Annotated in this window: 25 protein-coding genes, 1 tRNA gene and 2 pseudogenes; 18 read left to right on the forward strand and 10 right to left on the reverse strand. The window is 41.9% G+C overall.

Translation table 11 applies throughout. The features are described 5' to 3' along the window. Window positions 1-84 precede the first annotated feature (84 nt). Window positions 85-798: a hypothetical protein gene (locus AC0YN6_RS27925; RefSeq protein ID WP_475751183.1), complete on the reverse strand. Its 714-nt coding sequence runs from the start codon at window positions 796-798 to the stop codon at window positions 85-87. 274 nt (window positions 799-1,072) lie between these two features. On the opposite strand from AC0YN6_RS27925, the gene AC0YN6_RS27930 reads away from it, so the two are divergent. The 9 genes and pseudogenes from AC0YN6_RS27930 to AC0YN6_RS27970 all read left to right on the forward strand — a co-directional run bounded on the left by AC0YN6_RS27930 (window position 1,073) and on the right by AC0YN6_RS27970 (window position 6,250). Next, on the forward strand, window positions 1,073-1,642 hold the full coding sequence (locus AC0YN6_RS27930) for a xanthine phosphoribosyltransferase (RefSeq protein WP_475751184.1): 570 nt from the start codon (window positions 1,073-1,075) through the stop codon (window positions 1,640-1,642). Window positions 1,643-1,724: 82 nt separating this feature from the next. Further along, window positions 1,725-2,045 carry a hypothetical protein gene (locus AC0YN6_RS27935; protein WP_475751186.1) on the forward strand — a complete coding sequence of 107 codons (321 nt, stop codon included), beginning with the start codon at window positions 1,725-1,727 and terminating at the stop codon, window positions 2,043-2,045. Window positions 2,046-2,163: 118 nt separating this feature from the next. Then, window positions 2,164-2,382: a hypothetical protein gene (locus tag AC0YN6_RS27940; protein WP_475751188.1), complete on the forward strand. Its 219-nt coding sequence runs from the start codon at window positions 2,164-2,166 to the stop codon at window positions 2,380-2,382. A gap of 408 nt (window positions 2,383-2,790) precedes the next feature. Continuing rightward, window positions 2,791-3,534, forward strand: a pseudogene (locus AC0YN6_RS27945) (glycerophosphodiester phosphodiesterase). Window positions 3,535-3,589: 55 nt separating this feature from the next. Next, window positions 3,590-3,784, forward strand: a pseudogene (locus AC0YN6_RS27950) (N-acyl-D-glucosamine 2-epimerase); the annotation flags it as partial. Between the two features lie 53 nt (window positions 3,785-3,837). Continuing rightward, window positions 3,838-4,071, forward strand: a complete 234-nt coding sequence (locus tag AC0YN6_RS27955) for a hypothetical protein (RefSeq protein WP_475751190.1) — start codon at window positions 3,838-3,840, stop codon at window positions 4,069-4,071. Beyond that, complete coding sequence (locus AC0YN6_RS27960) at window positions 4,044-5,003, forward strand: Gfo/Idh/MocA family protein (RefSeq protein ID WP_475751191.1); 960 nt, start codon at window positions 4,044-4,046, stop codon at window positions 5,001-5,003. The genes AC0YN6_RS27955 and AC0YN6_RS27960 overlap by 28 nt, the downstream gene beginning before the upstream one ends. Before the next feature lie 49 nt (window positions 5,004-5,052). After that, on the forward strand, window positions 5,053-5,694 hold the full coding sequence (locus AC0YN6_RS27965) for an ADP-ribosylglycohydrolase family protein (RefSeq protein WP_475751193.1): 642 nt from the start codon (window positions 5,053-5,055) through the stop codon (window positions 5,692-5,694). Further along, window positions 5,672-6,250 (forward strand): ADP-ribosylglycohydrolase family protein, encoded by a 579-nt coding sequence (locus tag AC0YN6_RS27970; RefSeq protein WP_475751195.1) that lies wholly within the window; start codon window positions 5,672-5,674, stop codon window positions 6,248-6,250. Before AC0YN6_RS27965 ends, AC0YN6_RS27970 begins: the two co-directional genes overlap by 23 nt. 533 nt (window positions 6,251-6,783) lie before the next feature. Here the strand turns inward: AC0YN6_RS27970 and AC0YN6_RS27975 are convergent. Next, on the reverse strand, window positions 6,784-7,092 hold the full coding sequence (locus AC0YN6_RS27975; RefSeq protein ID WP_475751197.1) for a GNAT family N-acetyltransferase: 309 nt from the start codon (window positions 7,090-7,092) through the stop codon (window positions 6,784-6,786). Between the two features lie 350 nt (window positions 7,093-7,442). Here AC0YN6_RS27975 and AC0YN6_RS27980 point away from each other — a divergent pair, with 350 nt between their 5' ends. Next, on the forward strand, window positions 7,443-11,582 hold the full coding sequence (locus AC0YN6_RS27980; protein WP_475751199.1) for a glycoside hydrolase domain-containing protein: 4,140 nt from the start codon (window positions 7,443-7,445) through the stop codon (window positions 11,580-11,582). Window positions 11,583-11,858: 276 nt separating this feature from the next. After that, window positions 11,859-12,356: a hypothetical protein gene (locus AC0YN6_RS27985; RefSeq protein ID WP_475751201.1), complete on the forward strand. Its 498-nt coding sequence runs from the start codon at window positions 11,859-11,861 to the stop codon at window positions 12,354-12,356. 53 nt (window positions 12,357-12,409) lie between these two features. Here AC0YN6_RS27985 and AC0YN6_RS27990 read toward each other — a convergent pair whose 3' ends face one another. Both AC0YN6_RS27990 and AC0YN6_RS27995 read right to left on the reverse strand, forming a co-directional pair. Continuing rightward, window positions 12,410-13,144 (reverse strand): YheC/YheD family protein, encoded by a 735-nt coding sequence (locus AC0YN6_RS27990; protein WP_475751203.1) that lies wholly within the window; start codon window positions 13,142-13,144, stop codon window positions 12,410-12,412. 192 nt (window positions 13,145-13,336) lie between these two features. Next, window positions 13,337-13,792 carry a transposase gene (locus tag AC0YN6_RS27995; protein WP_475751204.1) on the reverse strand — a complete coding sequence of 152 codons (456 nt, stop codon included), beginning with the start codon at window positions 13,790-13,792 and terminating at the stop codon, window positions 13,337-13,339. 364 nt (window positions 13,793-14,156) lie between these two features. On the opposite strand from AC0YN6_RS27995, the gene AC0YN6_RS28000 reads away from it, so the two are divergent. Further along, complete coding sequence (locus AC0YN6_RS28000; protein WP_475751206.1) at window positions 14,157-15,137, forward strand: NERD domain-containing protein; 981 nt, start codon at window positions 14,157-14,159, stop codon at window positions 15,135-15,137. 68 nt (window positions 15,138-15,205) lie between these two features. Continuing rightward, complete coding sequence (locus AC0YN6_RS28005; RefSeq protein WP_475751208.1) at window positions 15,206-15,463, forward strand: hypothetical protein; 258 nt, start codon at window positions 15,206-15,208, stop codon at window positions 15,461-15,463. 99 nt (window positions 15,464-15,562) lie between these two features. Here the strand turns inward: AC0YN6_RS28005 and AC0YN6_RS28010 are convergent, their stop codons facing one another. Together AC0YN6_RS28010 and AC0YN6_RS28015 are read right to left on the reverse strand one after the other, a co-directional pair. Beyond that, window positions 15,563-16,180: a tyrosine-type recombinase/integrase gene (locus tag AC0YN6_RS28010; protein WP_475751209.1), complete on the reverse strand. Its 618-nt coding sequence runs from the start codon at window positions 16,178-16,180 to the stop codon at window positions 15,563-15,565. 125 nt (window positions 16,181-16,305) lie between these two features. Continuing rightward, window positions 16,306-16,389 (reverse strand) — tRNA-Leu (locus tag AC0YN6_RS28015). A gap of 82 nt (window positions 16,390-16,471) precedes the next feature. Between AC0YN6_RS28015 and AC0YN6_RS28020 the strand changes: the two genes are divergently transcribed. From AC0YN6_RS28020 to AC0YN6_RS28030, 3 genes are all read left to right on the forward strand, one after another. Next, window positions 16,472-17,074 (forward strand): xanthine phosphoribosyltransferase, encoded by a 603-nt coding sequence (locus AC0YN6_RS28020; protein ID WP_475751211.1) that lies wholly within the window; start codon window positions 16,472-16,474, stop codon window positions 17,072-17,074. Window positions 17,075-17,155: 81 nt separating this feature from the next. Further along, window positions 17,156-17,578, forward strand: a complete 423-nt coding sequence (locus AC0YN6_RS28025; RefSeq protein WP_475751212.1) for an Rrf2 family transcriptional regulator — start codon at window positions 17,156-17,158, stop codon at window positions 17,576-17,578. Between the two features lie 154 nt (window positions 17,579-17,732). Next, window positions 17,733-18,638, forward strand: a complete 906-nt coding sequence (locus tag AC0YN6_RS28030) for a divergent polysaccharide deacetylase family protein (RefSeq protein ID WP_475751214.1) — start codon at window positions 17,733-17,735, stop codon at window positions 18,636-18,638. Here the strand turns inward: AC0YN6_RS28030 and AC0YN6_RS28035 are convergent. Continuing rightward, a complete protein-coding gene (locus AC0YN6_RS28035) occupies window positions 18,603-19,304 on the reverse strand; it encodes an N-acetylmuramoyl-L-alanine amidase family protein (protein WP_475751216.1) in 702 nt (233 codons plus the stop codon). The genes AC0YN6_RS28030 and AC0YN6_RS28035 overlap by 36 nt on opposite strands. 135 nt (window positions 19,305-19,439) lie before the next feature. Here AC0YN6_RS28035 and AC0YN6_RS28040 point away from each other — a divergent pair, with 135 nt between their 5' ends. Next, a complete protein-coding gene (locus AC0YN6_RS28040) occupies window positions 19,440-19,634 on the forward strand; it encodes a YqzE family protein (protein ID WP_475751218.1) in 195 nt (64 codons plus the stop codon). Here AC0YN6_RS28040 and AC0YN6_RS28045 read toward each other — a convergent pair. From AC0YN6_RS28045 to AC0YN6_RS28055, 3 genes are all read right to left on the reverse strand, one after another. After that, entirely contained in the window at window positions 19,625-20,518 is an 894-nt protein-coding gene (locus AC0YN6_RS28045) for a hypothetical protein (protein WP_475751220.1), read from the reverse strand. The genes AC0YN6_RS28040 and AC0YN6_RS28045 overlap by 10 nt on opposite strands. A gap of 124 nt (window positions 20,519-20,642) precedes the next feature. Further along, complete coding sequence (locus AC0YN6_RS28050; protein ID WP_475751221.1) at window positions 20,643-21,602, reverse strand: YqhG family protein; 960 nt, start codon at window positions 21,600-21,602, stop codon at window positions 20,643-20,645. Further along, entirely contained in the window at window positions 21,599-23,422 is a 1,824-nt protein-coding gene (locus tag AC0YN6_RS28055) for a DEAD/DEAH box helicase (RefSeq protein ID WP_475751222.1), read from the reverse strand. Before AC0YN6_RS28055 ends, AC0YN6_RS28050 begins: the two co-directional genes overlap by 4 nt. Window positions 23,423-23,698: 276 nt before the next feature. Here AC0YN6_RS28055 and AC0YN6_RS28060 point away from each other — a divergent pair, with 276 nt between their 5' ends. After that, window positions 23,699-26,239 carry an adenosylcobalamin-dependent ribonucleoside-diphosphate reductase gene (locus tag AC0YN6_RS28060; RefSeq protein ID WP_475751224.1) on the forward strand — a complete coding sequence of 847 codons (2,541 nt, stop codon included), beginning with the start codon at window positions 23,699-23,701 and terminating at the stop codon, window positions 26,237-26,239. Window positions 26,240-26,596 lie beyond the last annotated feature (357 nt).

The following is a 26,596-nucleotide window of genomic DNA, read 5'->3' on the forward strand; positions in this document are numbered from 1 at the left end:
TGACTTTTTTCAAAAGATTACGTTTTTCTAAGGAAGATCATCAAGAATAAGGATAACTGTGTAATGATAGCGATTGGAAATTTATCAGCTGTTAGCAAGCAGCTTAATGGATATGATTTCATTAAGTACAGGGTCTATATCAAGTTTAAGCAATGATTTAGTCGCTTTGTATGAAAGTAAATAGGTGGTTTGCTTCTCAGGCTTGCCGAGAGCGAGCAGCGCAGATTCAGGACTATCGCCAATTTGCAGGCCGCTTAAACCGGCTGAGATGTTATCTCCAAATACCTCAATAAATTGCGTCTTTTTCTTCGCATTAATACCAACAGCAAAACCGTCATACTCTAGCACGGTAACCGGCGCGGTTTCCTCCTCAAGCTTGTAGCTATCTTGCGGCTTGCCATACAGCTTAATAACCGAAGCGTGACTATCTCCAATGGCAATACCATGAAGCAAAGGCGTGTCTGCTTTCCATTCCGCATCTTCGCTTTCTGTTTTTACCGTTCCTTTTGAAGGGTCTGTCTTGCGGATCGTTGATGTTTTGGCGCTTGTGTCGCTGCTTGTATCGACTTTATTCAAATGCGGCTCATCCGTTTGTATATCAATCTCAGCTTGCTCTGAATAAGATGTTTGTGGACTGCCCGGTTTATCTAACTTATTGGTATAAATAGGTGTTATGTTGTCTTCGTTAGAATGAGGTGCCGCTGGGGCTGGGCTTTGACAGCTTGCGAGCAAGATGGCAAGCGCATATGCAGCTGCGAGAATAGCGGCTCTTTTGTTGTTTTTGCGATTAGCGGTCATGTGCTGCACTCCTTTCTTTATTAAAAGTATAATCGGTATGATCACTTGTATTTATAAATGAACGGACATATTAGCTTGTTTCTTGGACGAGCTTTACTCATATATAAGACGAGTGAAAATTGGAAAAAGTTTCACTTTTTACTGTCGATTAGAAAAAAACAAGCTCGAAATCGTCTGATTTATTTTGGTTAAAAAAGATCTCTTCCATAGGGTTGCACTTTTTGCCTGACATATGGTACGTTATCAAAAAGGATTTTGGTGGAGGTAATGAAAGATGGAAAGTTTAAAACAACGAATTTTAGCAGAATCATCCGTATTGTCTAGCAACGTATTGCGGATGGATGCTTTGATCAACCACCAGGTCGACCCAGCATTGACAATGGAAATGGGACAAGAATTTGCAAGGCGCTTCGCAGAGGAGCAAATAACGAAAGTGATAACAGTGGAGTCTTCGGGTATACCCGCAGCCTTTGCAACTGCATATACGCTTGGCGTGCCGCTTGTATTCGCTCGTCGCAAGAAGACGTTAATTGTTGATCAAGATGTGTATGTGGAGCGTGTCCCTTCTTTTACAAAGGGAATCGTGACCGACATTATGGTGTCCAAAGAGTTTCTAACTGCTGAGGATCGGGTACTCTTTATAGACGATATTATTGCGAATGGTGATGCTGCTCGCGGACTTATCAAAATTATTCAGCGTTCGGGCGCTGCTTTAGTTGGACTTGGTGTCGTCGTTGAGAAGTCGTTCCAAGCTGGAGGAAGAAATTTGCGTGAACAAGGTATTCGTGTGGAACCGCTCGTTCGAATTTCATCGCTTGATAATGGTGAAATTAAATTTGAGTAAGATGTTCCAGTACAAATATTGTTTTCGCATCCGTAATTATCGATTATAATGAAACAGAAGTGATCGAGGGGAGGCACATGTTATGGGGGAAATGTCTGCAGAATTTATGTATACAAAGCTGAGTGCTGCTAAAGTTCACTTTGAGCGTGCACTGGATTGTAAACATACGGAATTTGATGATTTGTATCCTTATATGATTGAGCATCCACAGTTTTTTTGGTATAAACGTTATGTCGCGTGGTCGGAGCTCTTGACGATCGTGAAGCTGTGTGACGAATTGTCCATTGAATGGCGGGAGCAGTTCACAGACCGTCAGGGTGAATATATCGGCAAACGAGTGATGTCTTCACGCGTGCTTGACGAATGGTATGAAACCAATGATGCGAAAGAGCATGCTGGTTAAAGAGAATGATAGTTTAAGCTAATAATAATATTTTGATGTAAACCTCAATGTGATGCGTATGCATCCATTGAGGTTTTTCAATAGAAAATAGATAAACAATAAAGCAGGAGGATATTTTATGATAAGTGAGGAACAGTTGGATGATTTTCGCGTCAGTGGAGAAACGATAAGAGTTGTTAGAGATGCGATAGAAGCTAATGATGTGAAAGGTATTGTCGTTGCATGGGACGAGACTACGGTTGTCATTCGTCGCCCTAATCGCCGGGTCGTGAAGTTGAGCCGTATGCATAGCTTCACGCCGGCATCGGAAGAACGACAAAATCCTTTTGCTGATTAAAGTACTCGATATAACAGAAATGGCAGTCCAAAGCCTGAACATAGGCGCTGGACTGCCATTTCTTTTTTTAACGGATTTTGTTTACAACATCGCATCTGTCAAAAAACTCTGTTTGGAGCAACGTTCAATCGCCCACTGCTTGCAAAAGGAATCAGCATAGCAACCTTCTTTAATGAATTGAAAATTTTCTGCATTTTAAAATGAAAAAGAGATTATATCCACTTATCATGATATTATTAGAGAAAATATTTTTTTACAAAATGATGTCCAGAGCAGGTGTTTTAGCCAGTTATATGCTGTCGGAACGCATTGCAGTAGCTGCAGCAAATGTGGGTATCCCTGTCTTATTAACCAAGAAGTCGCTAATATTGTGGTTTGGATGAAATGGATAGAGGAGAGGAAATAATAATGATACCAGCAGCAAAGAAAACAGTTTTGACTATCGCACATCGGGGAGCAGCAGGGTACGCACCTGAAAATACGATGTCTTCCTTTAAGCTTGCTATCGAGATGCAAGCAGATTTCTTAGAGATTGATATTCAGCTCACAAGTGATGGTCAGATTGTCGTTATTCATGATACTGAAGTGGATCGCACGAGCAATGGTAAAGGCAAAGTGTTGGAGCTTACAATGAATGAGCTGAAACAGCTGGACGCTGGAAGTTGGTTTGGAAATAGCTTTGCAGAGGAACGTATCCCTTCGTTATCCGAGGTGTTAACCTTGTGCAAAGGGAAAATTGGTTTATTGATCGAGATTAAAGCGCCTTGGTTGTATCCGGGGATTTAGAGGAAATTGGCGGATGAGCTGCTTGCTCATCGGATGCTGGAAGAGAATTCTCATATGATCATTGTACAATCCTTCGATCAGAGCTGTGTGAAACGATTTCGGACGATGCTGCCGCAAGTCCCTGTGGGACTGCTTGTCTATCAGGCTGAGGATTTAACGGTGGAGAAGCTTCATGAAACTGCCGAGTACGCGGACTATGTGAACCCGAGCTTGAATCTAGTTACCAAACAACTGGTTGCTACAATTCATGCACTTGGTAGAAAGATCGCACCGTGGACGGTTCGCTCGATTGAGGAAGTGGAACCATTACTCGATGCCGGTGTTGATGGCATTATTACCGACTATCCGGATTATATTTTAGAATAACTTCAAATAACACTGGTTATTCAAAAAATAGTATACAGGATAATTCTTTACTGTGGAATGGCCCTCTTGGCAGATGAAGCTGCTTAAGGAACCGAATGACGGCTTTTGGCGGCTCACGCCATTTAGCGAAGGTTATGTGCAATGGAAGAAATCAGCGATTGCTAAGTTGGTGACGGAGTATCCCTTTGATGGGATAGAGATAGCTGAGCCATATTTTCCCGAATGGGGCGGGGTTGAAAGAGGGGTTTACGAATGAAATGATTTGTCGGCCAGATTAGGGAGAGGTTTCCCGATCTGCCATTAGTGGTTCAAGCCGATATCGGTTCGGCTGAGCAAATGGTTAAAGGCAGAGAATGGCTGAAGCGATTCAGTCAGACAGTATTTGAGCTAGGTTATGCATCATGGACGGCTTATGAATATCACACTGGCAACACAGAGTCATTATTGTACCAACAGGGGCTTGGCATGGTACGCCGCAATCATTACTTATGGGGAGTGAAAATGTTTATATGGAAACGATTCAAATTGGGTTTATAGGTACGGGTGGCATTGCGCACCTTCATGCAAGCCAAACGAAAGCGCTTGCAGGTGTGGATATCGTGGCAGTAGCAGAGCCGAACGAACAGTCGGCTTCTAGGTTTGTAGAGACCTTTGGTTTGGTGAATGCGCGTCAGTATTCGAGCCATATTGAAATGCTTGAAGAAGGCGGGTTGGATGCTGTCATTATATGCTCGCCTCATACCCTTCATTTCGCCCAAGCGCGTGACGTATTGAATGCCGGCTGCCACGTGTTAATTGAAAAACCAATGACCTGCTCAACCGAAGAAGCAAAACTGCTAATAACCGCTGCGAAGGCGAACTCGAAGCTACTGCAGGTTTCCTATCAAAGACATTTCCAACCTGAGTTTATTTATATTCGTCAAGCCATTGCAGATGGTGTAATTGGCAAGCTAACCTCGATTAACGCGACACTGTATCAGGATTGGAAGAGGAGTCAGACAGGCACATGGAGACATAATGCTGCACTTTCCGGCGGCGGTATGCTAATGGATTCAGGCAGTCATATTATTGATGTTCTGCTATGGACGACAGGGCTGAAGCCGCTTGAAGTGAAAGCGACCCTCAGTACGCATGGGGCACCGGTTGAGATCGATTCCTTTACAAGCATTCGCTTTGAAGAGGGTGCTATTGCCACGCTGAATATTATTGGTAATGTACCGGGCTTCAAAGAGTTATATTCTTTCTGCGGTGATTTAGGTGTGATCTATCTTGAGAATGGCAAGATTGAAATATCGACATATAAGGATGGTGCTCTTCCGGTCCAGCTCCCAAGTCAAACAACGAATCAGGATAAAAGCTTTATTGACGCGATCAGAGGTGAGCATGAAGTGATGGTGCCGGGGGATTATGCGAGCAAGGTTATTCAATTGACAGAGGAAATATATCGTTCAGCGAATTATCAAGTTTAAAACGGACAAAACATTTATTTTCCTGAGGAATGATCCGCAGCGAGAAGAAATGGCCGCGAAATATTTAGATGAGATGGGAGGTCTAACTTTAAGAGCGGACTACCCGTTCGTTGAGCATTCGAATCTGCTGGGTATCCTTGAAGCACGGCCAGGCAAGGGACTGTCGGAAGGAACAACTATCCCATATGGCGATTTGGCGGATAAGGTTTATGGCGCATGGCTTGGCCGTTCCGCAGGCTGCTTGCTGTGGCAGCCGATTGAGGGCTGGACCAAGGAACGGATTACGGGGTTGCTCCGGGATACAGGGAATTTGCCCGTCCAGCATTATATTTCTTCAGACATAGACTCGGAAATTGCGAAGAAGTATGGCGTCGTCAACGAAGGCGGATCCTATGGCAACAGCTTCGTGAGCTGGATTAATAATGTAGAGCATATGATGGAAGACGATGATATGAACTATACGATCATCGGTCTAGCTGTTGTAGAAAAGTATGGATTTGAGTTTACTCCAGATGATGTGGCGGAGTCTTGGCTCAACCTATTGCCGCTGCTCCGCACCTGCACTGCCGAACGCATTGCCTATCGAAATTTGGTTAACCGATTGGACCCGACGCTGTCTGCCACTTATCGCAATGCGTATCGGGAATGGATAGGGGCACAAATCCGAGTTGAACTTGTACGGCTATATTAATCCAGGAAATCCGGCGAAAGCAGCAGAAATGGCTTGGAGAGATGCATCAATCTCGCATGTAAAAAATGGAATTTACGGGGTGATGTGGACTGCAGCAATGTTAGCAAAGGCTGCTGTATCTGACAATAGACAGGAAGTCATCGTAGCAGGGCTAAGTCAAATTCCTGCACTTTGCAGGCTTGCTGGCGATATTCAGTTGGTATTGAAATGGTACGAAGAACAGGTTTCTTTCGATAACGTTGTAGAACGAATCCATCATAAATACGATGAGAGAAATTCACATCACTGGTGCCACACCATTTCCAATGCGATGATTGTGGCGGCTTCGTTGCTTTATGGCGAAGGTGAATTAGAAGAGACGATAGGACTCGCAATCGTATCGGGATTTGATACCGACTGTAATGCAGCTACAGCAGGTTCTATCATCGGCATGCATAAAGGTGCGCGAAGTCTGCCAGAAAAATGGGTGAAGCAGCTCAATGATAAAATTCGTTCAGGCGTAGATGGATTCGGAATAGTGCCTCTATCCCATTTGGCGCAAAGAACGATGAAGTGATTGAAAATAACCCTTATTTGAAGCGAGAATTCAGCAAAATCGAATACAGAGTTTCGAAAAACGGGGGCTGTCCCAGAAGTCATCAAAGATGACGATGGGATAGCCCCTTTCTATTCAGCACAAATTTGGTTCCCAAATTCATTACGCAGTCGAATGTTCTTCCGATCGCTGTTGTTCGCGGATTCTGGAATGAAATGGCCGAGGAAGGAATCCGCGAACAAAGGCGACCGCTGGCGCTTCTCCAGAATCATTCGACCTGTACAAAGAAGGAATTTCAGATCTAAACCAGATCTATAGGCTGGATGGTAGTCCATTTAGATACATATGTACACAATTTTCATTTTGATTAAGTGTATCCATCGTTTTTGCGTTAGGCTGTTTATATATTTCTAAATAGTCCAATTCACCGATTTCTTGCCGCACAGGAAAAGCCAAAGATTCTCCAACTATAGAAAATTCCGCATGAATACCAACCTTGTTTCCACGTGCATCAAAGCGCACCCATTTTCCTAGACTTTTGATATAAGCGGCATTTAAAGCGTGGATGCAATACCCTGTATCTGGCGTTCTTCAATAATTGTATGAACTAATGATTTCCCAATCCCTTTAAGTGATAAATCAGAGCTTACTACCAAAGACCTAATTTCAGCTAAATCAAAATCCAATATATGCAGACTTACTACTCCAACAACTTCATTATTATTAATTGCGACATAAAAACATTGTAAATGCTCGTAAATAGATTGACGTGTGCGGTGCAATAGCTGTCCTTGAATTGCATACATTTCAATTAGTTTGAACATAGCTTCTGAATCGCTCATAACCGCTTTTCTAATATGCATGTTGTACCCCTTCTTATTTAGAATAGGAATAATCTTAGTAGATTCGCTCGGATCCCTTGTGATTTCTGATGCGAACCTGACAACGAGTGTGGAAATAGCTGCTAACCATTTGGCCGTACGGATGAAGACCTCGACCCGCCAACGTTTACCCTAAATGGCTTCATTCATGTCAGTTTAATTCCATAATCATAGAGGGCCGTGATTATATGAGTATTTTATCTAGAAAAGATTGGGGGAAATGCAAAGATAGTCTAGTTACAAGTCAATTGAATCCATTTAAATAATGTTGTACTCATAATACGATGAGAAGGTATTTTTAAAAATAAATATAAACAGAAGGGATGGCAAGTATGAAACACAATCAACGTAGTAAGAGAATTAGCATTACGCTGTCAGTGTTATTGCTATTGCAGATGGTAATTCCGTCAGCAGCGATATTCGCTCAACCAGCCGATAATCTTGTGCCAGCGTATTCTGGCCCAGAATTGACGGAAGTTATTCAGCAAGAAGGGGGTAGCAATGGTGGCAGCCAGTCAGGCGAATCTATGGATGCTGATCCGTTTACGGTTGACGGTTCAGCGCTTGATTTGTGGACGACAAGTTCATACGAGAATGTATTCCAGGATGCGGTTAAACCGGATCAGGCTAACGAAGCAGTTCATTTATCCGTAACTCGCAATGAATTGGAAGCAGCACAAATTGTTCTTAAGAACGATTCGAACTATACGATTTCCAAAGTTGAATTTTCCGATTTGATATCAGATGGAAATGTACTTTCGAAATCAAATTTAAAAGCTCAATACGTGGAATATGTTTATTTGAATCGAAATTCAGAAGGGCAAAGTCCTTCGACAGCAGTACGTTGGGGAGCAGGCAATTATCCGGATGCCTTATCTAATGAGACATCCCTTAAAGTGGAAGCGAATAAAGCGCAGCCGATTTGGGTGAGAGTCTCTGTACCGAAAGAACTGCAACCAGGCTTATACACGGGTAATGTATCGATTCATATTGAAATGAACGGTCAAAAAATGGAGCGAAAAGTTCCGATGCAAGTTCAAGTTTACGATGTGACAATTCCAGATGCGAAGGATGCAGAGTTCGATTGGTCTTTCTGGTCGCAAACAGCTTGGACATGGGATAACCCGGATGAGTTCGATGGGATTTCCGAAATGTATGGGTATGAGAAGTATTCTGATGAGTGGTGGGCGCTTATGGATAATATCGCTCGTCTAATGAAAGACAATCGTTCGAATAACTTATATATGAATGTTCTAGCACTTTTACTGGATGGTGGTACTTATATTGACGATGAAGGGAACTACCATTTCGACTGGTCGAAATTCGATGAGTTTGGACAATTTTTCTTGGATCGCGGTGTAGTTAAAAGATTTGAAGGAATGACCTTGTTAGCAACAATTTATGCCGATACGTATAGAGTGAGTATTATTGATAAAGACCCTGTTACTGGAAAAATGCAGAAAGTATTCGTTCCCTATACGGATCCACGAGGGGACAAATGGATCGATGCGTTGCTTCCGGCATTTACAGAGCATTTAGAAGAAAAAGGCTGGGATAAAATATGGTTTCAACATATTATGGATGAAACATTAACCCCTATGCAGGTGAAAAAGTGGAAAGAGGTTTCGGATAAGTTAACAAACCTTGCTCCGAATATCAAGAAGGGCGACGCTTATGACAGCGGTGCGATTACGCCGCATATGATCAAAAATGACGCAGATATTTTTGTGCCGATCTTAAGTGTTCATGAAGAACAATTGGATATTTATAACGAGTTAAAAGCAAAGGGGAAAGAAGTGTATTTGTACACTTGCTTAAACCCACAAGGAGCATGGCTGAACCGCTATGTCGACAAACCGGTTTGGCAAATGAGAACGATCGGATGGTTGTCCTATAAGAGAGATGCTACAGGACACTTGCATTGGGGTCTGAATGAATGGATGAAAAATGGAACAACTCAATTCAATACTTTGGAAGCACAACGATTTAAAGGTGACAATTTCACCATTTATCCTGATGTAGATCTTCAATTGGCCAAAGATAATACAATACTTAGCTCCGTACCACGCAGACCGGATGTGAAAAGTTCGATCCGTTATGAAGCAGCCCGTGATGCTGCGGAAGATTATGAAGTGTTCATGATTTTAGAGAAACGCAACCGTGCATTAGCAAAAGAAATATCAGGTACCATTGTAACAGATGGTCAAACGTATTCTAAAAACATCAATTATATGATGGAACAGCGTGTTCGATTGTTAAGCGAAGCATCTGTTAAGCCATTTTCTGAGCCTATCCATCAAATTAAGGGTACTGTTAATGGCACTGTACAACTAACGTACAATGACTTAACGAATGGCAATCGCTATTATTACGATTCTAATGCTACTGTTGCTGACCCGCAGCTTAATAACAAATTGATTGGACAAGAAAAACCAGTTCATTTCGGACTTGAGCTTACTTCGGGAGTCATCTTACATCGTAACAACGGTTCTTATGTAAATATCGTAGAAGTGGATCAAAACAATAAAGTTGTTTCTTACAGCACTATTATTATTTCTGAGTCCAAGAGACCGGCTGCTTCTGAGGTTCCATTAACCGAAGAGGTTGAACTTAAACAGACGGATACAGGCAAATATAGTTTGGATTTTGAAACGAATGACCAATGGAATATTATTAAGAATGGCGATTTTGAGGACGGCACCAAATCATGGGCTGTAAAAGGACCTTTTAATACTGTTAGCAGCAATGTTTATGAAGGAAAAGGGTCTGGAAAAATTGGACCGGGTGAAGGCGGAGCTGAGCAGACGCTGACTGTCATCCCTAATATTACCTATACATTAAAAGGATGGAGCAAAGTAACGAAACAGGGTGAATTAGGATGGATCTCCATCTATATTGACAATATTAAACATGACATTGAAGTCAAGGACACTGAGTATAAGCAATATACTACAGACGTGACGATTCCAGATGCAGATGAATTTAATAATGTAAAAGCTATATTGTGGAAAAATCAAGGTGTAAGTGGCGACCTCCTCATAGATAATTTGGAAGTGACAGCTGAAGGCGTTTATATCGGTGGAGGGCATCAATACTATGTGTCTAATGATACTTCAAAAGCTGTGGAATTAGACATCGGTATCTTGAAGCCAGAGCAATACAATCAGGTGCTTATTAGCGGCGTTACGGAGATCGAACGAACAGACGGACAGTATATCAATATGGTAGAAGTCGATGTCTTCGGTAAAGTAGTTGCGATGAAATCGATCCAAATTCAGAAAGATACTCAGGACGCTGTCATTACACCAAACGAAGTAGTATTAAATAAAAACAACATTCAAGATGTTGAAGTTGCTATGAAGTTAAACAACAACAAGTTTATTGATATTCGCAATGGAATTCATCCATTGGTCGTAAATGAAGATTATGTCTTGACTGCACCAGATACAGTGACAATTTCGAAGCAATATTTGCAAAAACAATCCGTGGGCAACCTGACTCTGAGTCTTACATTTAGCGGAGGTTGGCCGCAAGAATTAAAAATTACGATTGTAGATGATTCAGTGAAGGTGCCAGCGATCGATCCGATTAACGGTAATTATGATCGTTATAAGTCCAAAGACTTGGACGTAACCATGACACTGAATGGTCACATGCTGGAAGGAATTCAAGATCAGAAGGGAGTACTAGATCAGAATTTAGACTACATGCTCGATGGTTCACAGGTAAAGATAACGAAAGATTATCTGTCCAGGCTAGCTCTAGGACAGCATGAGTTATCGTTTGACTTTAGTGAAGATCAAGTCCAATTGTTTGTTATTCATGTTGTGGATTCAACTCCTACAACAACACCAACGCCAACGCCAACACCGGAAACGGGTTCGCCTTCAACATCACCTAAACCGGAAGTTAAGCCTGATCCAAAACCTATTGTTGAGTTTAACGATGTCACAGCACATTGGGCGAGCGAGTCGATTCGTAAAGCTCAGCAGCTTGGATTTGTGAGTGGATATGAAGATGGAACATTCCGTCCGCAAGGGAATGTAACTCGAGCTGAATTTACTACAATGCTGGCGAAAGCACTTGGATTAGCCGTGAACAATAATACAGACTTGAATTTCAAGGATGCTGACAAAATTCCTGGATGGGCTAAAGTCAACATTGCAGTTCTTCTCCATAAAGGAATCATTAGCGGATACGAGGACAATACATTCCGTGCGGATCAACCAATCAGCCGTACTGAAATGGTAATTATGATTGTTCGCGCTTTGGGACTTGATACCGAAGGCAAAGGTATAACTTCCTTTGAAGATGACAAGCAAATTCCAGAATGGGCAAAAGAAGCTATCTCGACAGCGGTAGAGCAAGGAATTGTGAATGGACAAGCAAACAACAAATTTGCACCGAGCCTGCCTAGCACAAGAGCTGAAGCAGTGCAAGTGATGCTGAACATGCTTAATGTAATTGGATAATAGGAACAATGCCAAAAACCGCCTGCATTTCATTGCTGGCGGGTTTTCGTTTGAAAAGAAGAAGACTTATAAATGGAAAAGTTCAAAGACATGTATTATACAGGGCGAGGTTTAAATGATGAACTTATACTATACAGGACTTTGTCAAATATTAAACGGGGATAAAATACTAGAGGATTCAGGATTTTATGTGAAAACAGAAGATAATCGAATGGTTCAATCCGGGATTGCCCCTTTAGCCAAGGTGATTTTACATTTCAGTTTTATCCTGATGATATGGGAGATAGCGGTGACATAATAGAGGGTTGCGAAAGTATTGCTAATAGTATTCAGTACGAAGATGAAATTGAATACATCTCTGACAACGATAAAGCAAATATTGCATATGAGCGAAAAATTTTTAATGGTGGATTTTATCTCGCCGCTTTGAAAGAATTCGAAGATGGATCTCCATACAACTATATCAAAATGGAATATCAAGCATTTGATAGCTTAAAACATTTAGGTGGGGAATTAGCTGCCGAGTGTACATCAAGATTAGAAAAAGCAATTTTGGACGATTTAACTGATCGTACAAACAGGAATAAGATTGAGATTTATATAAAAGCTTTAGAGTTCATCAAAGGTAATGAAAGTATAATGGATAGGCTTCAAATCGTCTTAAGTAAAGTTAGTGAAAATATTACTGATGAAAATTTGAGCTATTATTATTCTCATATAATAAGTGAGCTTGAGATGGTTATGAGATGTAATGGTATTAAGAACGACAAATGATTGGTTCATGGGGTGTCTTTTCTATATCCTTATGTAATGAATAAGCTAAAAGCTCATCCATTTAATTTTGAAAACTTTACAATTTTCCTATACATCGTTTTGTTACTCAAGGTATTAAAAATGCTCATATCTGGTCTAGTATTAACTTCCAAAACCCATAGTTTCAGTTCAGAGTCAATTGCAATATCAACGCCGAAAGCTCTATTTTTCCGATAACTTTTTGCGAGTACTACACTTGCGTCTTTTCCTAAATGTTCAATTTTTTTAATATATTTCAATCTTTCTATTCCATTTAGATGTGACTTGAGCAAAATCTCAATTGGTAACGGTGTACCTCCACTGTGGTAATTAGTTACGATATTTTTAGGTTTAGCCATTCTTCCAATAATACCTGTTACCTCAAGTTGATTACTTCTGTTCTTTTGCACCATAACCCTGATGTCAAATGGTCGGTTACTATGCCTCAATAAGCCAATTCCTCTTTGAACAACATACTTGCTTCTAAGTTGTTGTTTGTGAAGAGACCCCAATAAGGTGTTTAATGAATCAAACTGTTTTGATGTTGTCCCTCTCATCAAAGTATATCTTGTTTCGTTTTTTGTTACCTTATATATTCCATGACCTCCAGTACCCGTGTCAGGCTTTAAATATACTGAATTATATAATCTTAACATGGTGTTTATATTAGAATTAGTTGCTGCACGCGTATCAGGTAAAGTTGCCGATATGCGGTTATATCCCTTCATGAAGTCATATTTTCTTAATTTACCAAATTTATATTTCGCCATTATCACAATCTCGCTCCTTTCATCTCATCACTAGTAATATACGAATAGTTCATTGAAAATGAAACGGACAATTGAGTACTTTTCGGTGAAATTTATGTTTTTAATAAATTGATAAATTGTTGAATTCAAGGGTAATAATAAAAGCCTTCTCATTATGGTCAAGACCCCATTTTGTAGTCAATGAAAAAAGCCCTATGAAACAAGCTGACACCGATAGAGTATCGGCGCCAGCTTGTTTAGCTTTAATTGGATATTTTCTTCGTTATAAAACTGGATAAAAGCTTCACTTCGTTGTTGAGCTTCTTCAATTGAACGGATATCTCCATCTTCAATGATGGCATATTTCCCTTTCACACCTCCTGTTTCCAGATTTCCAAGCACTTTTTTTAGAATGGAATTCTCTCTTTTGAGTTGCTGATACGCCCGATCTTTGTATATGTACTCCGTTCTTCGACCGCGCTGGTCCAGCAAGCCATATTCCCCTTGTTGACGATATTTCCTCATCCACACCTTCATCAGATCTTTATCCTGTATACCAAAATGTTCGTTGATCTTCCGATAGCTCCACTTCACTTCTACATTCAAACGAATTGCCTCACGCTTTGTTTCATCTGAATACGTTTTGAACTTTTGTCCCTTTATTGCCACAAAAATACAACCCGTAGAATTCATCGGATTAACCAAGGGGGTTTTCCAATGTCTATTCTAAGGGGTGCACTTCATCTAAGGAGTGTTTTTTTTGTTATATCGTGGTGGGATGGTTTACAGAGGTAAATCAAATGTTGTTAAAAAAAAGAGGTAGTACAGATACAGCCAGCAAACAGGCATTGAAACAGAAGCGATATGGATTGATACTGAATAGCAGTATTAGCTATAGAAAAGGTAAGGTTGTGTAATATAGAATTTACTAACCAATATTAAGAGTCCTTATGGTATAATTTTACTATCCAGTAGAGTAATTACACCTACTAACGAACTATAAATCTAAATAAATCTCTAAGGGGAATTGTACATGTCTATATTCAACAAAATTTTCGGTCAAAAACGGACAGTTCAAAGTCCGACATTCGTTAAGGATTTTTCTAAAGATAATCAACAACTCATTGCCCTAAACGATCTCTTTAATGAGCTAGAGGATGGAGAGAAGAAAGACAACATAGAGAGAGACATTAAGTTTCTTAAGTATGGACTAGATGGTGAGAACAATGTTTACTTTGAATTAAAAAATTCGTTCTTGCCTATACTTTGCCTTCATGATGTTAGATTAGAATATGGTGATTATGTAGCTCAGCTTGATTTCGTTGTCATTTCAAATAAGTTTACATGTATTTTAGAAACAAAGAAATTAAGTGGTAATATCTCTATTGATTCTGATGGTAACTTTGTAAGAACCATGAAGAATAAGTATGGGAAAGATTACAAAGAAGGCATTTACAGTCCAGTTACTCAAAATACAAGGCATGTAGATATTTTAAAACATGTGCTTTCTAAAGAATTGAAAATCAATAATATGCCAATTATATCACTTGTTGTAATGGCGAATCCAAAAACAATAATTAAAAAATACAAATGTCCAGCAGAAATTGAAAGGACTCTAATTAAATACGATCAGATTAAGACTACATTAGAGAAGTATCAAAATGATAAAACCAATCAGTACGATCTAGCAGAGAAGGACATGTATGAAATTGCTAGCTTACTGGTAAAGCTGAATACCCCTATTGAGATGGATTTTGTCGGTAAGTATCAACTTGCGAATGAGAATACTGGAAGAAAAGATAAAACACAACTTCGTGAAGAACTAATAGCATTTAGATTAAAAACGTCTAGAGAAGAGAATGTAAAGGCATATTTCATTTTTAACAACAATGAGATGGACGAAATTATAGCTAAATATCCATTGTCAGATGAAGAACTGTTAGAGGTCAAGGGTTTTGGGAAGGTAAAGGTTGAGAAGTATGGTGCAGGAATAATAGAGATATTTGCTGGATAGAAAAATGAGTCTCATTATGAATGTAATTTTATTAAATTTACATTTTTTCGAGAAAGGGATGATTAGCTTTGGAGATACAAGTAGTGGTTTTAAAGAATAAGGATTTTTTTCGAATTTTTAATAGCATTCAGGCGACACATAGATTCTTGAAGGAATTTATATGTTCAAATGAGAATGATTTAAATGATAATCAATTGTATACAATTATTAACAATGGTTTAGACCATCATGCGCAGTGGGAGCATAAGCAAAACGGTGATATATATGATTTCAGAACAACGAAAGAAGCAAGAGATAAGCGGTCTGAACGTAAAACAATGGTTTAGACTGTAGAATATGTAGATAAGCGCCTACTAGCGGAATTACTCCGATAGTGGGTGTTTGTTGTAATTCTTTCTGTTTAATGCTTTGCAAAATAAATCAACTTAAATTAAGAACGTTTGATCGCATACAATCAAAGCACCATGAGCCGAAACTCGAGTAATAGGAAAAGAGGATAATTCACGCTTTTTACCAAGAATGAAGCAAGTACCACTTTTGAAATCAATGTCAGCCCATTTTAAATTTATCATTTCACCTAAACGGATACCAAGTCCGAGCAACGATACACATATCATGTAATCACGATAAGCGTAAATGGAACGTTCCTTTTGCTTGGATCGACGTAAATAACTGAGCATTTGAGAAATGTGATAATCATTAAACGGTTGGATTTCAATTTGTTCTTTTGCGAAGGTCATTTTTTTGGTAGGATTAGATTTAAGAGTGTAGACTTCAATTTCTTCCATGTAGTTAAAGAAGGTTTTGAGCGTCCTTAATTTTGTATTGCGTGAAGTGGGATTGTTTCCTTTTTCATTCTGAAGATAGAGAAGAAATGATTTAACAGTATTTGCGGTAATGTCCTCAGCATTGACAAGATTATTATGAACGCAAAAATCGTGAAACATGGATAGAATTAATTCATACGACTCAATTGTGTTTTTGGAAAGATTCTTATACTGACGATCAACAATAAAATCTTTAATGGCAAATTTTATAACCATACGAAAAAACACACCTCCTATTGTTTTGAGAACAAATAGTTAGTGTGCTTTATATGTGTATTGGGTTATCCGAGTGACCACTAAAACATTGACCCTGTGGATAAGTCCAATTTCTTCAATAAGGATGCGGTCGAGAGGACTCGAACCTCCACGGCTGTTACACCACTAGAACCTGAATCTAGCGCGTCTGCCAATTCCGCCACGACCGCAAATCTTGTTTTAACAGTAGTTATCGTATCATGAGAATGCTGGATCAGTCAACAATATTTTATAAAAATGGAGGAATATGCTGTGGAACAATTAGAGCAGAAAATTTTAGAGGAAGGGATCGTTCTTGATGAAAATGTACTCAAGGTAGACTCCTTCCTTAATCATCAAGTAGATCCGCAGCTTATGCTTGGAATAGGGCAGACATTTGCTTCTTTATTTGAAGCGGAACGGATCACTAAGGTACTAACGCTGGAGTCCTCGGGCATTGCGCCAGCTGTTATGGCTGCGCTGCAAATGAACGTTCCGTTAATCTTTGCGCGCAAGCGGAAATCGCTGACACTCAAGGACGACCTGTATACGGAGAAAATATTCTCCTTCACGAAGCAGGAGGAAAGTGAAGTTGCCGTTTCGCGTAAGTTCTTGAAATCGGAAGATCGTGTTCTAATTATTGATGATTTTCTTGCAAACGGGGATGCAGCAATTGGTTTGGCGCGTATCGTTGAGCAAGCAGGAGCTTCGGTTGCAGGTATTGGCATTGTGATTGAGAAGGCGTTCCAACCAGGCCGAGAAAAATTGATCGGACACGGTTATCTTGTACATTCTTTGGCGCGAGTTGCTTCATTGGCAGGCGGCAAGGTAACTTTTGCCCCGGATCCTATGGCTCACGCAGTGACGAATGATTGACAATCCAATGGGCATGTAACTATAATGCTTACATGATCATGTTGCTCATAAAACTAGTCAAGCAGACAGGCGGTGATTACGATGACTAACAATAGATTTGCGGTTGCTGTTCATATTATGACGTTATTAGAGACGAATAAGACAGCACGACTAACCTCAGATTATATCGCTGGCAGCGTAAATACAAACCCTGTTGTTATCCGTCGAATTATTGGTTTGTTAAATAAAGCGGGTCTTGTCACCTCTAGCGCAGGCGTTGCTGGTGCTGTTATGACAAGACAAGCAAGCGATATTACACTTTATGATATTTACAATGCGGTTCATAATAATGGGCAGGATGAGCTATTTGCCATACATGAGAAGCCAAATCCGGCATGCCCTGTTGGCCGTAATATTCAATCCTCACTTGAAACGGCATTTGACGAAGCGCAGAAGGCGATGGAAAATAAGCTATCCCATATTACATTGGAGCAGATCGTGCAGGATGTCGCGAATAAATTTTAGAAACTTATTTCATGAGCAGGAGAGGCCTACGATAGGCCTCTTTTTTTATATATCTTTGTTCCCTTAGAGCTATTTGCTGATTTGTTATCGCCTTCGCATATTTCCCAGCATTTTCACAAACAATGATATTAAAAGGTGAAAGGTGCGTGCAGCGATGAGCAGACAGCATGAAAGTTTTAAGGAAAGCGATTATCCAGAATTACTTAAAATAAGGAAGACATATTTACTCCGAACAGTAGCGGCAGCCTTGTTATTGAGCATGCTTGGTGTTACAGGCAGCACTACAGGCAATAATATCGCATCCGCACAGACATCGTCTTATCGCATGAGTGCGGAAGCTGAAGTAGATGGAAGGAAACCGGTGGCAATCGTTATCGATGATTTTGGAAATAATATGAATGGTACAGAGGAAATGCTAAAGCTCCCAATTAAGATTACAGCAGCAATTATGCCGTTTATGCCAACGACCAAGAAGGATGCCGAGGATGCGCATAGGTTAGGGCACGATGTTATTGTCCATATGCCAATGGAACCCAACAAAGGCCATAAGAGCTGGTTAGGACCAGGGGCGCTTACGACAGACCTAAGTGATGCTGAAGTTCGAAAACGGGTAGAGGACGCAATAAGTGATGTGCCTCATGCTATCGGTATGAATAATCATATGGGCTCCAAGGTGACAGCAGATGAGAGAATGATGCGAATTATACTCAGCGTATGCAAGGAACGTGGACTCTTCTTTCTCGACAGCCGGACGACCTATAAGACAGTAGTTCCCAAAATAGCCAAGGAAATTGGTGTGCCGCTCGTTTCCAATGATGTATTTCTAGATGATGTCTATACTACTCAGCACATATCTAAGCAAATCGGAGTGATGCGCAAACATTTGGAATCACATGTTAGCTGCATCACGATCGGACATGTTGGAGCACCGGGAAAACAAACAGCATCAGTACTCTTGCAATCAATACCCGCAATGCAGCCAAGCATGAGATTTGTGAAGCTTACAGCCCTTCTCGGAGGAGAATCAATGAACGATCCACTTGTACTGCCTAATCCCTGATGCAATGGCTTCAGCAATCTCTTGCTGACGCTGAGGATTAGTCAACATGTTACGATCATGTTCGCTGCTAATAAACCCCATTTCTACAATAACAGCAGGGTCTTCAACCTTCCGAAGTAAATAAAACGGTTTTCCTTCTCTAGGGAGGAAAGCCGTATTTTGTTGTCGATTAAGAGCATCTTGAATGCAAAATGCTAGCAAAGAGCTTTCCCCACTGCTTTGATGAAGCACAAGAGGGCCTTTCTGCATACTTTTCTTAGACCAATTCACATGCAAGCTAACGAGCAGCTCGCTCTCAATTTCGTCGGTCAATTGTCGGCGCTGGGATAAATCTTTACGATGTCTGGAACGTGTATTATGCCAGCGATTATCATCACTGAGTGCGTAGTCGCCTGTGCGATTAAGTATAACTGGGATATTATGATCTTTTAAAATAAAATACAGTTTGCGGGCAACCGCCAAATTGATATCTTTCTCGAGAATATCAGCTGCAGAAGCTCCGCCATCGATGCCTCCATGCCCTGCATCAATGATGACAACTGTGGAAGGCAGCGCCCAGTCCTGTTTGGAGCCTACGGGTAGAAGAGGCCATGCAAATGCGCTGGATGAGCTGCATGAAGCAGCTAGCCACACGGCTGCAAAGGTCAGTGCTATTTTACGAAACATGCTGAATATTCCTCCAGATGACTTTGACATAACGTTAGCGTGGCTTTTTGGAGGGCAACTCATTCATGTTTACATTGGATTGATACGGGGCATCCTAATACTATTAATTCATACGGTATTGAAGGGATGAGGCATATGGCAAAAAGCGATGAATACGTGAAATATATGACCGAAAAGTTTATAGCCTATGTGGAGACGCCGAGGGAAGAACGGAAGCAAACCAACGCGTCAGCTAAAATGCGGAGAGAGCCTTGGCTGACACGATGGTTCGGGTGGGGGCCTGTAAGTATTATGTTATGGTGGCGGGGACGCTCGGAGCGTCATAGATAAAAATGCCCAAGCTCAATGAGAAGTGGAATGGGGATATAACGACGTTCTGAACCATCCTCACCGGCTTCTAGTGCAACGTAGATTTGGCCGTTTTCCCATTTGTTATATCCGACTACAGACCAGACAGATAACATTTGACCATCAAACAGCTCAGTGGTGTAGCGGAGCTGTTTCTTGCTGTTTATTTTGGCAAATAAAGAGGTATAGGAGCTTGTACTTATTGGAAGTGGCTTATCGGTTAACCATGGAAGTTTCTCGAATGGATTAAAAGAAGGCAATGTAACATGTTTGAGCAGAGCTGCTTTTTGTGTGCTTTGCAGTGAACCGGTGTTCGCGAGCCTCGTTTGGGAAGCGGTGATCCAATCGTCGTTCCCAGCAGGGAGCTGCTCGCCGCTAGCAGCATCAGCATAGTAGGTGTCCTGCTCAGTTGTTATACGCCACGCGGCAAGGAGCGGATGAACGTATAATGTTTCAATCTGGATAGCAGGTTGTAATAGCTCAAGCCGTTGAGTCGCCAGCGAAAGAGTGCTTTCATCGAATAAAGGGTGACTGTTAGTACCGTACTCCCCTAATTGATATCCGCCGGTCTCCACAGCATTAATAACGAGATATCCAACCGTCTCTTTATTATGCATGACGAGTACAAGCCAGCTATGCGTTCCTGGTCCAATGGGAGATACCGAAAGTGTCGACTGCTTCCATGCTGCAAAAGAAGGCTGCTTTGCCAAATCGTCTACCCAGCGCTGCGCTTGCTGCTGAACTGGCTCATGAACCGCTGTTGGATTCGATACGGCAGCAGTTGCTTGCGGCTGCAAACCGCCAGCATACAATACAATAGCAGTCAAAATGCATGCTGCTGTAACCTTAATGAATTTTTTTGGCATAATTAATCACCTCCATGCTATTGTATAAGACAAGCTTTAAGAAGGCTGTTACAACCTGTCGCGTAGGGGCGGTCATATGACCGCCTTTTTTTGACGTATTGCTGCGGATAACGTCTAATTCATGTCAGTCGATCCCCTCGAGATGAAATACGCCGCAGTTAATGGCGGAAGCAGTCACCCTAGGCTCGTATTGCCATCTTATTTCGGACTGACGTTGTGCGAATTGCTCTTCGATTGCAGGCTTGTTCTCATCCAGAGCATTCTTAACAAGTGGCTCGTAATAGCTGTTTATTCGCTCAAGCTCTTCCTTTAATCTAGCTGAGGCACCTTCAGCCCAGCTGTAATCATAGCTGCGAAGCTTTCGCTCCAGCGCTTGTTCAACGATATTTAACGCTTTGTTATAGGAAAGACCATTTTTTGTAATATGGATGTTAGCTGGCAGTCGCGGCGTAAGCTTATGAGTGAGCAATCGATCGTAAAAATTGTCCACAAATTGGCCAGTCGCAAGCGAAACGCCGAAGCAATGAATTTCTTCGCGCTTTTGATCGCAAGCAAACTCCACTCGCATATTTACAGCAAGCCAAGCCGTATAAGGAGTAGAGGCAAAAGGATTACTGGAACGTTTCTCCGGCTCCTGAAATAAATAGACGTAGCTGCCCTTCGCTTTCGAGGCATCAAATATTTGCTCTAATTTGCGTGCGCCAAAAAAAAGGTCCTCGCGCGGAACACGAGCGGGTGCTGCAAGACTCCCGTGAATAAAGCCGAGTGAACGCCCAAGAGCGGCATTTGCTGCTGCATCTTGATCATTGATAGCAGCGTCCGATGGAGTGGATGCAGCTTCATTTTTTTTCAGCTCTTCCGCAGCGTCGTATTTGTTTTTGTCGGTTACGAATAGGAAGGTCATCGTCTCCGGCTCGTTGCCTAATCGATCGACAAAGCTCCAATAATAAGGTCGATTCGTAAGCTCGCGGTCTGCATGTGGTGAGAGCTTAACCGTAAAGTGACTTGGCGATTTTTCTAATATTGAGCATTCTGTTGCCTCCAAATAACGGTTGACGAATTTGTGCACCTGCTTTTCGTTCAAGGCTGCACCTCCACAGATTGTCCGAGCGTATCCAAATTTACGAGCAAATCGGGGCTTGTTGGCATCGGGTTTTCTCCGGTCAACACCTCTTCGCGAATCCGGCTAAGGGAGGAGCCCAAATGATTGATTTTTTGCTTCAAATCCGTATCATTGCCCGATTCGAGCAGCATTCGCGCAAGTCGCTGCTCAAGCGAGCCATCGCCCTTCTCGAAGCGCTCCAATATATGATCAAGCTCTCCAATAACTAGCTCGAACAGGTTGATTTTCTCATGCAATAAACTAACAATATGTTCTTCAATGGTACCGATCGTGCAAAGGTTGTAAATTTTCACATCTTCCTTTTGACCTAGTCGGTGCACTCGCCCAATGCGCTGCTCAACTCTCATGGGATTCCATGGCAGATCGAAATTAATCATATGGTGGCAGAACTGCAGATTTATCCCTTCACCGCCAGCTTCGGTAGCGATTAGTATTTGAGCGCGCCCACGGAACAAATCCATCATCCAGTCTTTTTTTCCTCTGTTCATACCGCCGCGATAGGGGACTGCGATCATATTTTGAGCACGAAAAAACTGCAGCAAATATTCTTGAGTAGCTCGGTACTCGGTAAATATGATGACCTTGTCATTCATTTCTTTGACAAGTTCCATCGCTTTCTCAGCTTTCGTATTTGCTTTGATATTTTTTATTTTTTCTACCAGCTCCCAAATTTTCGGACGCATAGGGGAGTCTTCCGACGTTTTCTTAAAGAGATTAACGAGGGTTAGAAATACAGCGTCACGGCTGCTGCATACTTCACGCTGCAGCGTGACCAGAGATAGCATGCTTGACAAGTCGCCGCCGCTTTCTTCGTAACGCTCTTTAACGAAGCCGGTAACCGCATCGTACAGCGCTTTCTCTTCCTCTGAAAGTGTAAGCGGTATATTTTTGACAAAACGTTTCGTGAAATGGATGCCGCCATCACCGCGTCGATTACGAATCATGACGCCTGAGAGTGCTTCCTGCAGCTGATCTTCATTTTTGGGGAGTCGCTTGTCGACGACAAAGTTTGCAGCAAATTCACTTTGTCCGCCCAGTTGACCGGGTTTCAGCAGTGTAATGAGATTGAACAGCTCGTCCATATCGTTCTGGATAGGGGTAGCCGTAAGGAGCAAGCAATATTTTTTACGCAAAACATTAGCGAACTGGTAGTTAGTTGTTTTCTTGTTTTTCAGCTTGTGTGCCTCGTCGATAATGATGATGTCATAGTCAATTCCAAGCACAATCTCGCGATGCGGATCACGCTTCGCGGTATCGATAGAGGCGACGACTACGTCATACCCCCAAGTATGCTCTTTCTTCTGAGCAACTGCGGAAATTCCGAATTTCTGATTAAGCTCACGCACCCATTGAAGAACGAGCGAAGCGGGAACGAGAATCAAGATACGCTTCGCTAGTCCGCGCACGATATATTCTTTGAGAACGAGGCCCGCTTCTATTGTTTTGCCTAGACCAACCTCATCAGCCAATATCGCACGTCCGCCCATTTCATGCACGACTTTGCGAGCGGTGCTGATTTGATGTGCCATCGGTTCGAAGGCTGGAAGTGATCGCAAACATAACAATTCATCGAAACTTTCAATACGCTTGGCTTGCTCAGCCTCCATGGCAAGCTGATATAACGTCCAATTATCCCATGGACCGCCTTTCGTCAAACGATTTTGCAGCTCTTCATACCAAGTGCGGTCATACTGCAAATCGACTAGAGGATGCAATTTGCGGGAAGTTAAAGCCGAGCCTGCTTCTGCTGATGCAGGCTGCGGCGTTGTCTGAAATGTCATCAAGTACAGCTCCTTCCGCGGTAAAAGGGATAAGTAGTAATCAGTATTGCCTTTTCATCCAATAATAATAAGATACTGTCTAAAAAAGAGTATGGACTAGAAATATAAAGAGAGTGGGCATGTAAGCGGACAAGAGTATTAAATTTAGACACAAATAAGCATGAATATCAATATGTAGTATAGTATAATTATTTTACGCACAATATATTGTGCTCAATCCATAAGGAATCTTACCTATACTTACAGCATTTTAGTTTGAGGGAGGAAGTGGCTGCGATGGAGACGTCTGGCGGAAAACGACTTGAGGGACTAAGTGAAAAAATCTTTTTGGATCGATATGCTTGGAAAAATGCGGATACGAATCAAACATTGGTCGGCGATATCGTACTTGTCCTGACGAAGGACGATCCGAAATTTCCGGTGAAGGAAGTCGGAGAGGTGATCTCGCGTGAAGGTAATAATGTCACCGTTAAACTTAGAAATGGCGAGCTTGTGGAGTCTAGTATCGAGAAGCTCACCCTCACAATAGAGAAGACGCCGGAGGAAATGTGGGATCGTCTTGCTGGTGCGATGTCATCAGTTGAATCAGGTCTAGATAAGCAGAAGGAATGGCGTGAAAAATTCAGATATATATTGGATGATTGGAAGCTGGTTCCAGGGGGGCGAATTGCTGCGGGTGCCGGCGCTAGTGAGGAGTTGACGTTGTTTAATTGTTATGTGATTCCTTCGCCAAAAGATAGCCGCGGCGGCATCATGACAACGCTCACTGAGATGACTGAAATTATGGCACGCGGCGGCGGCGTAGGGATGAATCTATCATCGCTTCGGCCGAAGAGAGCAGTGGTTGCCGGCGTCAACGGATCATCCAGCGGTGCTGTCTCGTGGGGCGGTCTATTCAGCTATGCGACGGGCTTGATTGAGCAGGGCGGGAGCCGCAGAGGCGCCTTGATGCTTATGATCAATGATTGGCATCCGGACGTGCTGGATTTCATTACGGTTAAACAAACGATGGGTCAAGTGACAAATGCGAATTTGTCCGTCTGTATAAGCAACGCATTTATGAAAGCTGTGAAGGAAGATTTGGATTGGGAGCTTGTCTTCCCAGATACTAAGGAAGTTGATTATAACGAGCTATGGACTGGGGATCTGGAAGAATGGCGTAAGCTTGGCAAAAGGGCCATTTCATACAAAACCGTACGTGCTCGAGAAATTTGGCAAGCGATCATTGAATCGGCATGGAAATCAGCTGAGCCAGGCGTCGTCTTTATGGAGTATTACAACCAAATGTCGAACAGCTGGTATTTTAATCCGATCATTAGTACAAATCCTTGTGGAGAACAAGGGCTGCCAGGCTGGGGAGTATGTAATTTATCAGCTGTGAATCTATCCAAGTTTTATGATGAAGAGAAGCATGATGTAGCTTGGGAAGAGCTCGCCAAAGTGACACGTTGGTCGGTAAGATTTTTGGATAACGTCATTGACATGACTCCCTATCATTTTGAAGAAAATGAACGTAATCAAAAGTTGGAGCGCCGAATTGGACTTGGCACGATGGGACTCGCAGAGCTTATGATAAAGCTTGGCGTAAGGTACGGAAGCGCGGAATCATTAGTTTTTTTAGATAAGTTGTACGGATTTATGGCGCGCGAATCTTATTTGGCATCATCTGAAATTGCTGCTGAGAAGGGCTCATTTCAAGCGTTCGAAGCAGATAAATATGTTCAGAGCGGATTTATGAAACAATTAATAGCCGAGTTTCCGGAGATCGGAGAGTCAGTAGTGCGGAGCGGCATGCGAAATGTGACGGTTATCACGCAAGCACCGACGGGAAGTACGGGAACTATGGTTGGTACATCAACCGGGATTGAGCCTTATTTTGCCTTCGAGTACTATCGTCAAAGCAGACTTGGTTATGACAAACAAGATGTTCCGATCGCTGCGGCATGGAAGGAAGCACATCCAGGTAAGGAGCTTCCTGATTATTTTGTGACGTCGATGAGCCTGTCGGCTGAGGACCATATTAGAGTACAGGCGGCAATCCAGCGATGGGTAGACAGCTCGATTTCCAAAACTGCAAATTGTCCGGCTGATTTTACAGTCGAGGAGACGGGAAGACTCTATGAGCTTGCGTTTGAGCTTGGCTGCAAAGGTGTGACGATTTACCGTGATGGAAGCCGAGATGTGCAAGTGCTCTCTACGAAAAAAGAGGAGAAGGCTGAGGTTGCCTTTGACGCTGATTTGGTAGAAGCAGCTGTCCCTGCGGTTCAAACGGAGCAAGAGCTGGATAAGCAATATAAACGTAGACCACAAATGCTCAGAGGAGCAACCTATAAAGTAAATACACCATTTGGTATGGCATATATTACGATCAATGACCTTAATGGCACACCGGCAGAAATATTTCTGAACGTGGGGAAAGCCGGCTCTGATGTGTTCGCGATGGCTGAAGCATTGGGGCGTGTATGCTCCTTATTTCTACGTTATGGTGATCATGGAAACAAAGTAAATCTGCTCATCAAACACTTGAAGGGTATCGGCGGATCTGGAGCGATTGGATTTGGCGTTAACCGGGTGGAGTCCATTGCTGATGCCGTTGCAAAATCACTGGAAATGCATTTGGACCATGGCATAGAGCAGGATACTTCTTCTAAAATACGGCACAGTGAAGCAATAGAATCGCCTGCGGCTATGGCTAAATCAAACGTTGTAGAAGAGAGCACTTCCATAGATTTATGTCCGTCTTGTGGATCGGCGACGCTAATCAATATTGAAGGCTGCAAACAATGTGCGCAATGCGGATTTAGTAAGTGTAATTGATATATTACTGCGTGGCGGAGAAGGGAATTCTTGTGAAATTCCAGAATTAATTAGAATTGTTTCATAATTCGTGTTGGGTGACAAAGAACTTGGAACATTTGACAAGTTATCTGATACAAAAGAAACACTTAAGTGCTTGGTAGATATAGCTTTTGAGAAGAGGTTTGACACAGTTGAAGGAATAGTTCTTCAAAAAGTGATGAATATCAAGATTCAAAATTTGTTTTGCTCCTCAATCAAAACAGCAAATCAAGATAAACAATAAAACCCGCCGAAGAAAAGGCGGGTTTTATTGTTTGGAGAGAACAGAACAACTTAATGACAACATTTTTGTGTAGGCTACAATTCCAACGAAAT

This window comes from Paenibacillus sp. J22P15 (assembly GCF_056269345.1).

Excerpts from the sequence above, each read along its gene's own strand:
- AC0YN6_RS27925 (WP_475751183.1), bottom strand. The coding sequence starts at position 798 with ATGACCGCTAATCGCAAAAACAACAAAAGAGCCGCTATTCTCGCAGCT.
- AC0YN6_RS27930 (WP_475751184.1), top strand. The coding sequence starts at position 1,073 with ATGGAAAGTTTAAAACAACGAATTTTAGCAGAATCATCCGTATTGTCT.
- AC0YN6_RS27935 (WP_475751186.1), top strand. The coding sequence starts at position 1,725 with ATGGGGGAAATGTCTGCAGAATTTATGTATACAAAGCTGAGTGCTGCT.
- AC0YN6_RS27940 (WP_475751188.1), top strand. The coding sequence starts at position 2,164 with ATGATAAGTGAGGAACAGTTGGATGATTTTCGCGTCAGTGGAGAAACG.
- AC0YN6_RS27960 (WP_475751191.1), top strand. The coding sequence starts at position 4,044 with ATGGAAACGATTCAAATTGGGTTTATAGGTACGGGTGGCATTGCGCAC.
- AC0YN6_RS27965 (WP_475751193.1), top strand. The coding sequence starts at position 5,053 with ATGGCCGCGAAATATTTAGATGAGATGGGAGGTCTAACTTTAAGAGCG.
- AC0YN6_RS27975 (WP_475751197.1), bottom strand. The coding sequence starts at position 7,092 with ATGCATATTAGAAAAGCGGTTATGAGCGATTCAGAAGCTATGTTCAAA.
- AC0YN6_RS27980 (WP_475751199.1), top strand. The coding sequence starts at position 7,443 with ATGAAACACAATCAACGTAGTAAGAGAATTAGCATTACGCTGTCAGTG.
- AC0YN6_RS27985 (WP_475751201.1), top strand. The coding sequence starts at position 11,859 with ATGGGAGATAGCGGTGACATAATAGAGGGTTGCGAAAGTATTGCTAAT.
- AC0YN6_RS27990 (WP_475751203.1), bottom strand. The coding sequence starts at position 13,144 with ATGGCGAAATATAAATTTGGTAAATTAAGAAAATATGACTTCATGAAG.
- AC0YN6_RS28000 (WP_475751206.1), top strand. The coding sequence starts at position 14,157 with ATGTCTATATTCAACAAAATTTTCGGTCAAAAACGGACAGTTCAAAGT.
- AC0YN6_RS28010 (WP_475751209.1), bottom strand. The coding sequence starts at position 16,180 with ATGGTTATAAAATTTGCCATTAAAGATTTTATTGTTGATCGTCAGTAT.
- AC0YN6_RS28025 (WP_475751212.1), top strand. The coding sequence starts at position 17,156 with ATGACTAACAATAGATTTGCGGTTGCTGTTCATATTATGACGTTATTA.
- AC0YN6_RS28030 (WP_475751214.1), top strand. The coding sequence starts at position 17,733 with ATGAGCAGACAGCATGAAAGTTTTAAGGAAAGCGATTATCCAGAATTA.
- AC0YN6_RS28035 (WP_475751216.1), bottom strand. The coding sequence starts at position 19,304 with ATGTTTCGTAAAATAGCACTGACCTTTGCAGCCGTGTGGCTAGCTGCT.
- AC0YN6_RS28040 (WP_475751218.1), top strand. The coding sequence starts at position 19,440 with ATGGCAAAAAGCGATGAATACGTGAAATATATGACCGAAAAGTTTATA.
- AC0YN6_RS28045 (WP_475751220.1), bottom strand. The coding sequence starts at position 20,518 with ATGCCAAAAAAATTCATTAAGGTTACAGCAGCATGCATTTTGACTGCT.
- AC0YN6_RS28055 (WP_475751222.1), bottom strand. The coding sequence starts at position 23,422 with ATGACATTTCAGACAACGCCGCAGCCTGCATCAGCAGAAGCAGGCTCG.
- AC0YN6_RS28060 (WP_475751224.1), top strand. The coding sequence starts at position 23,699 with ATGGAGACGTCTGGCGGAAAACGACTTGAGGGACTAAGTGAAAAAATC.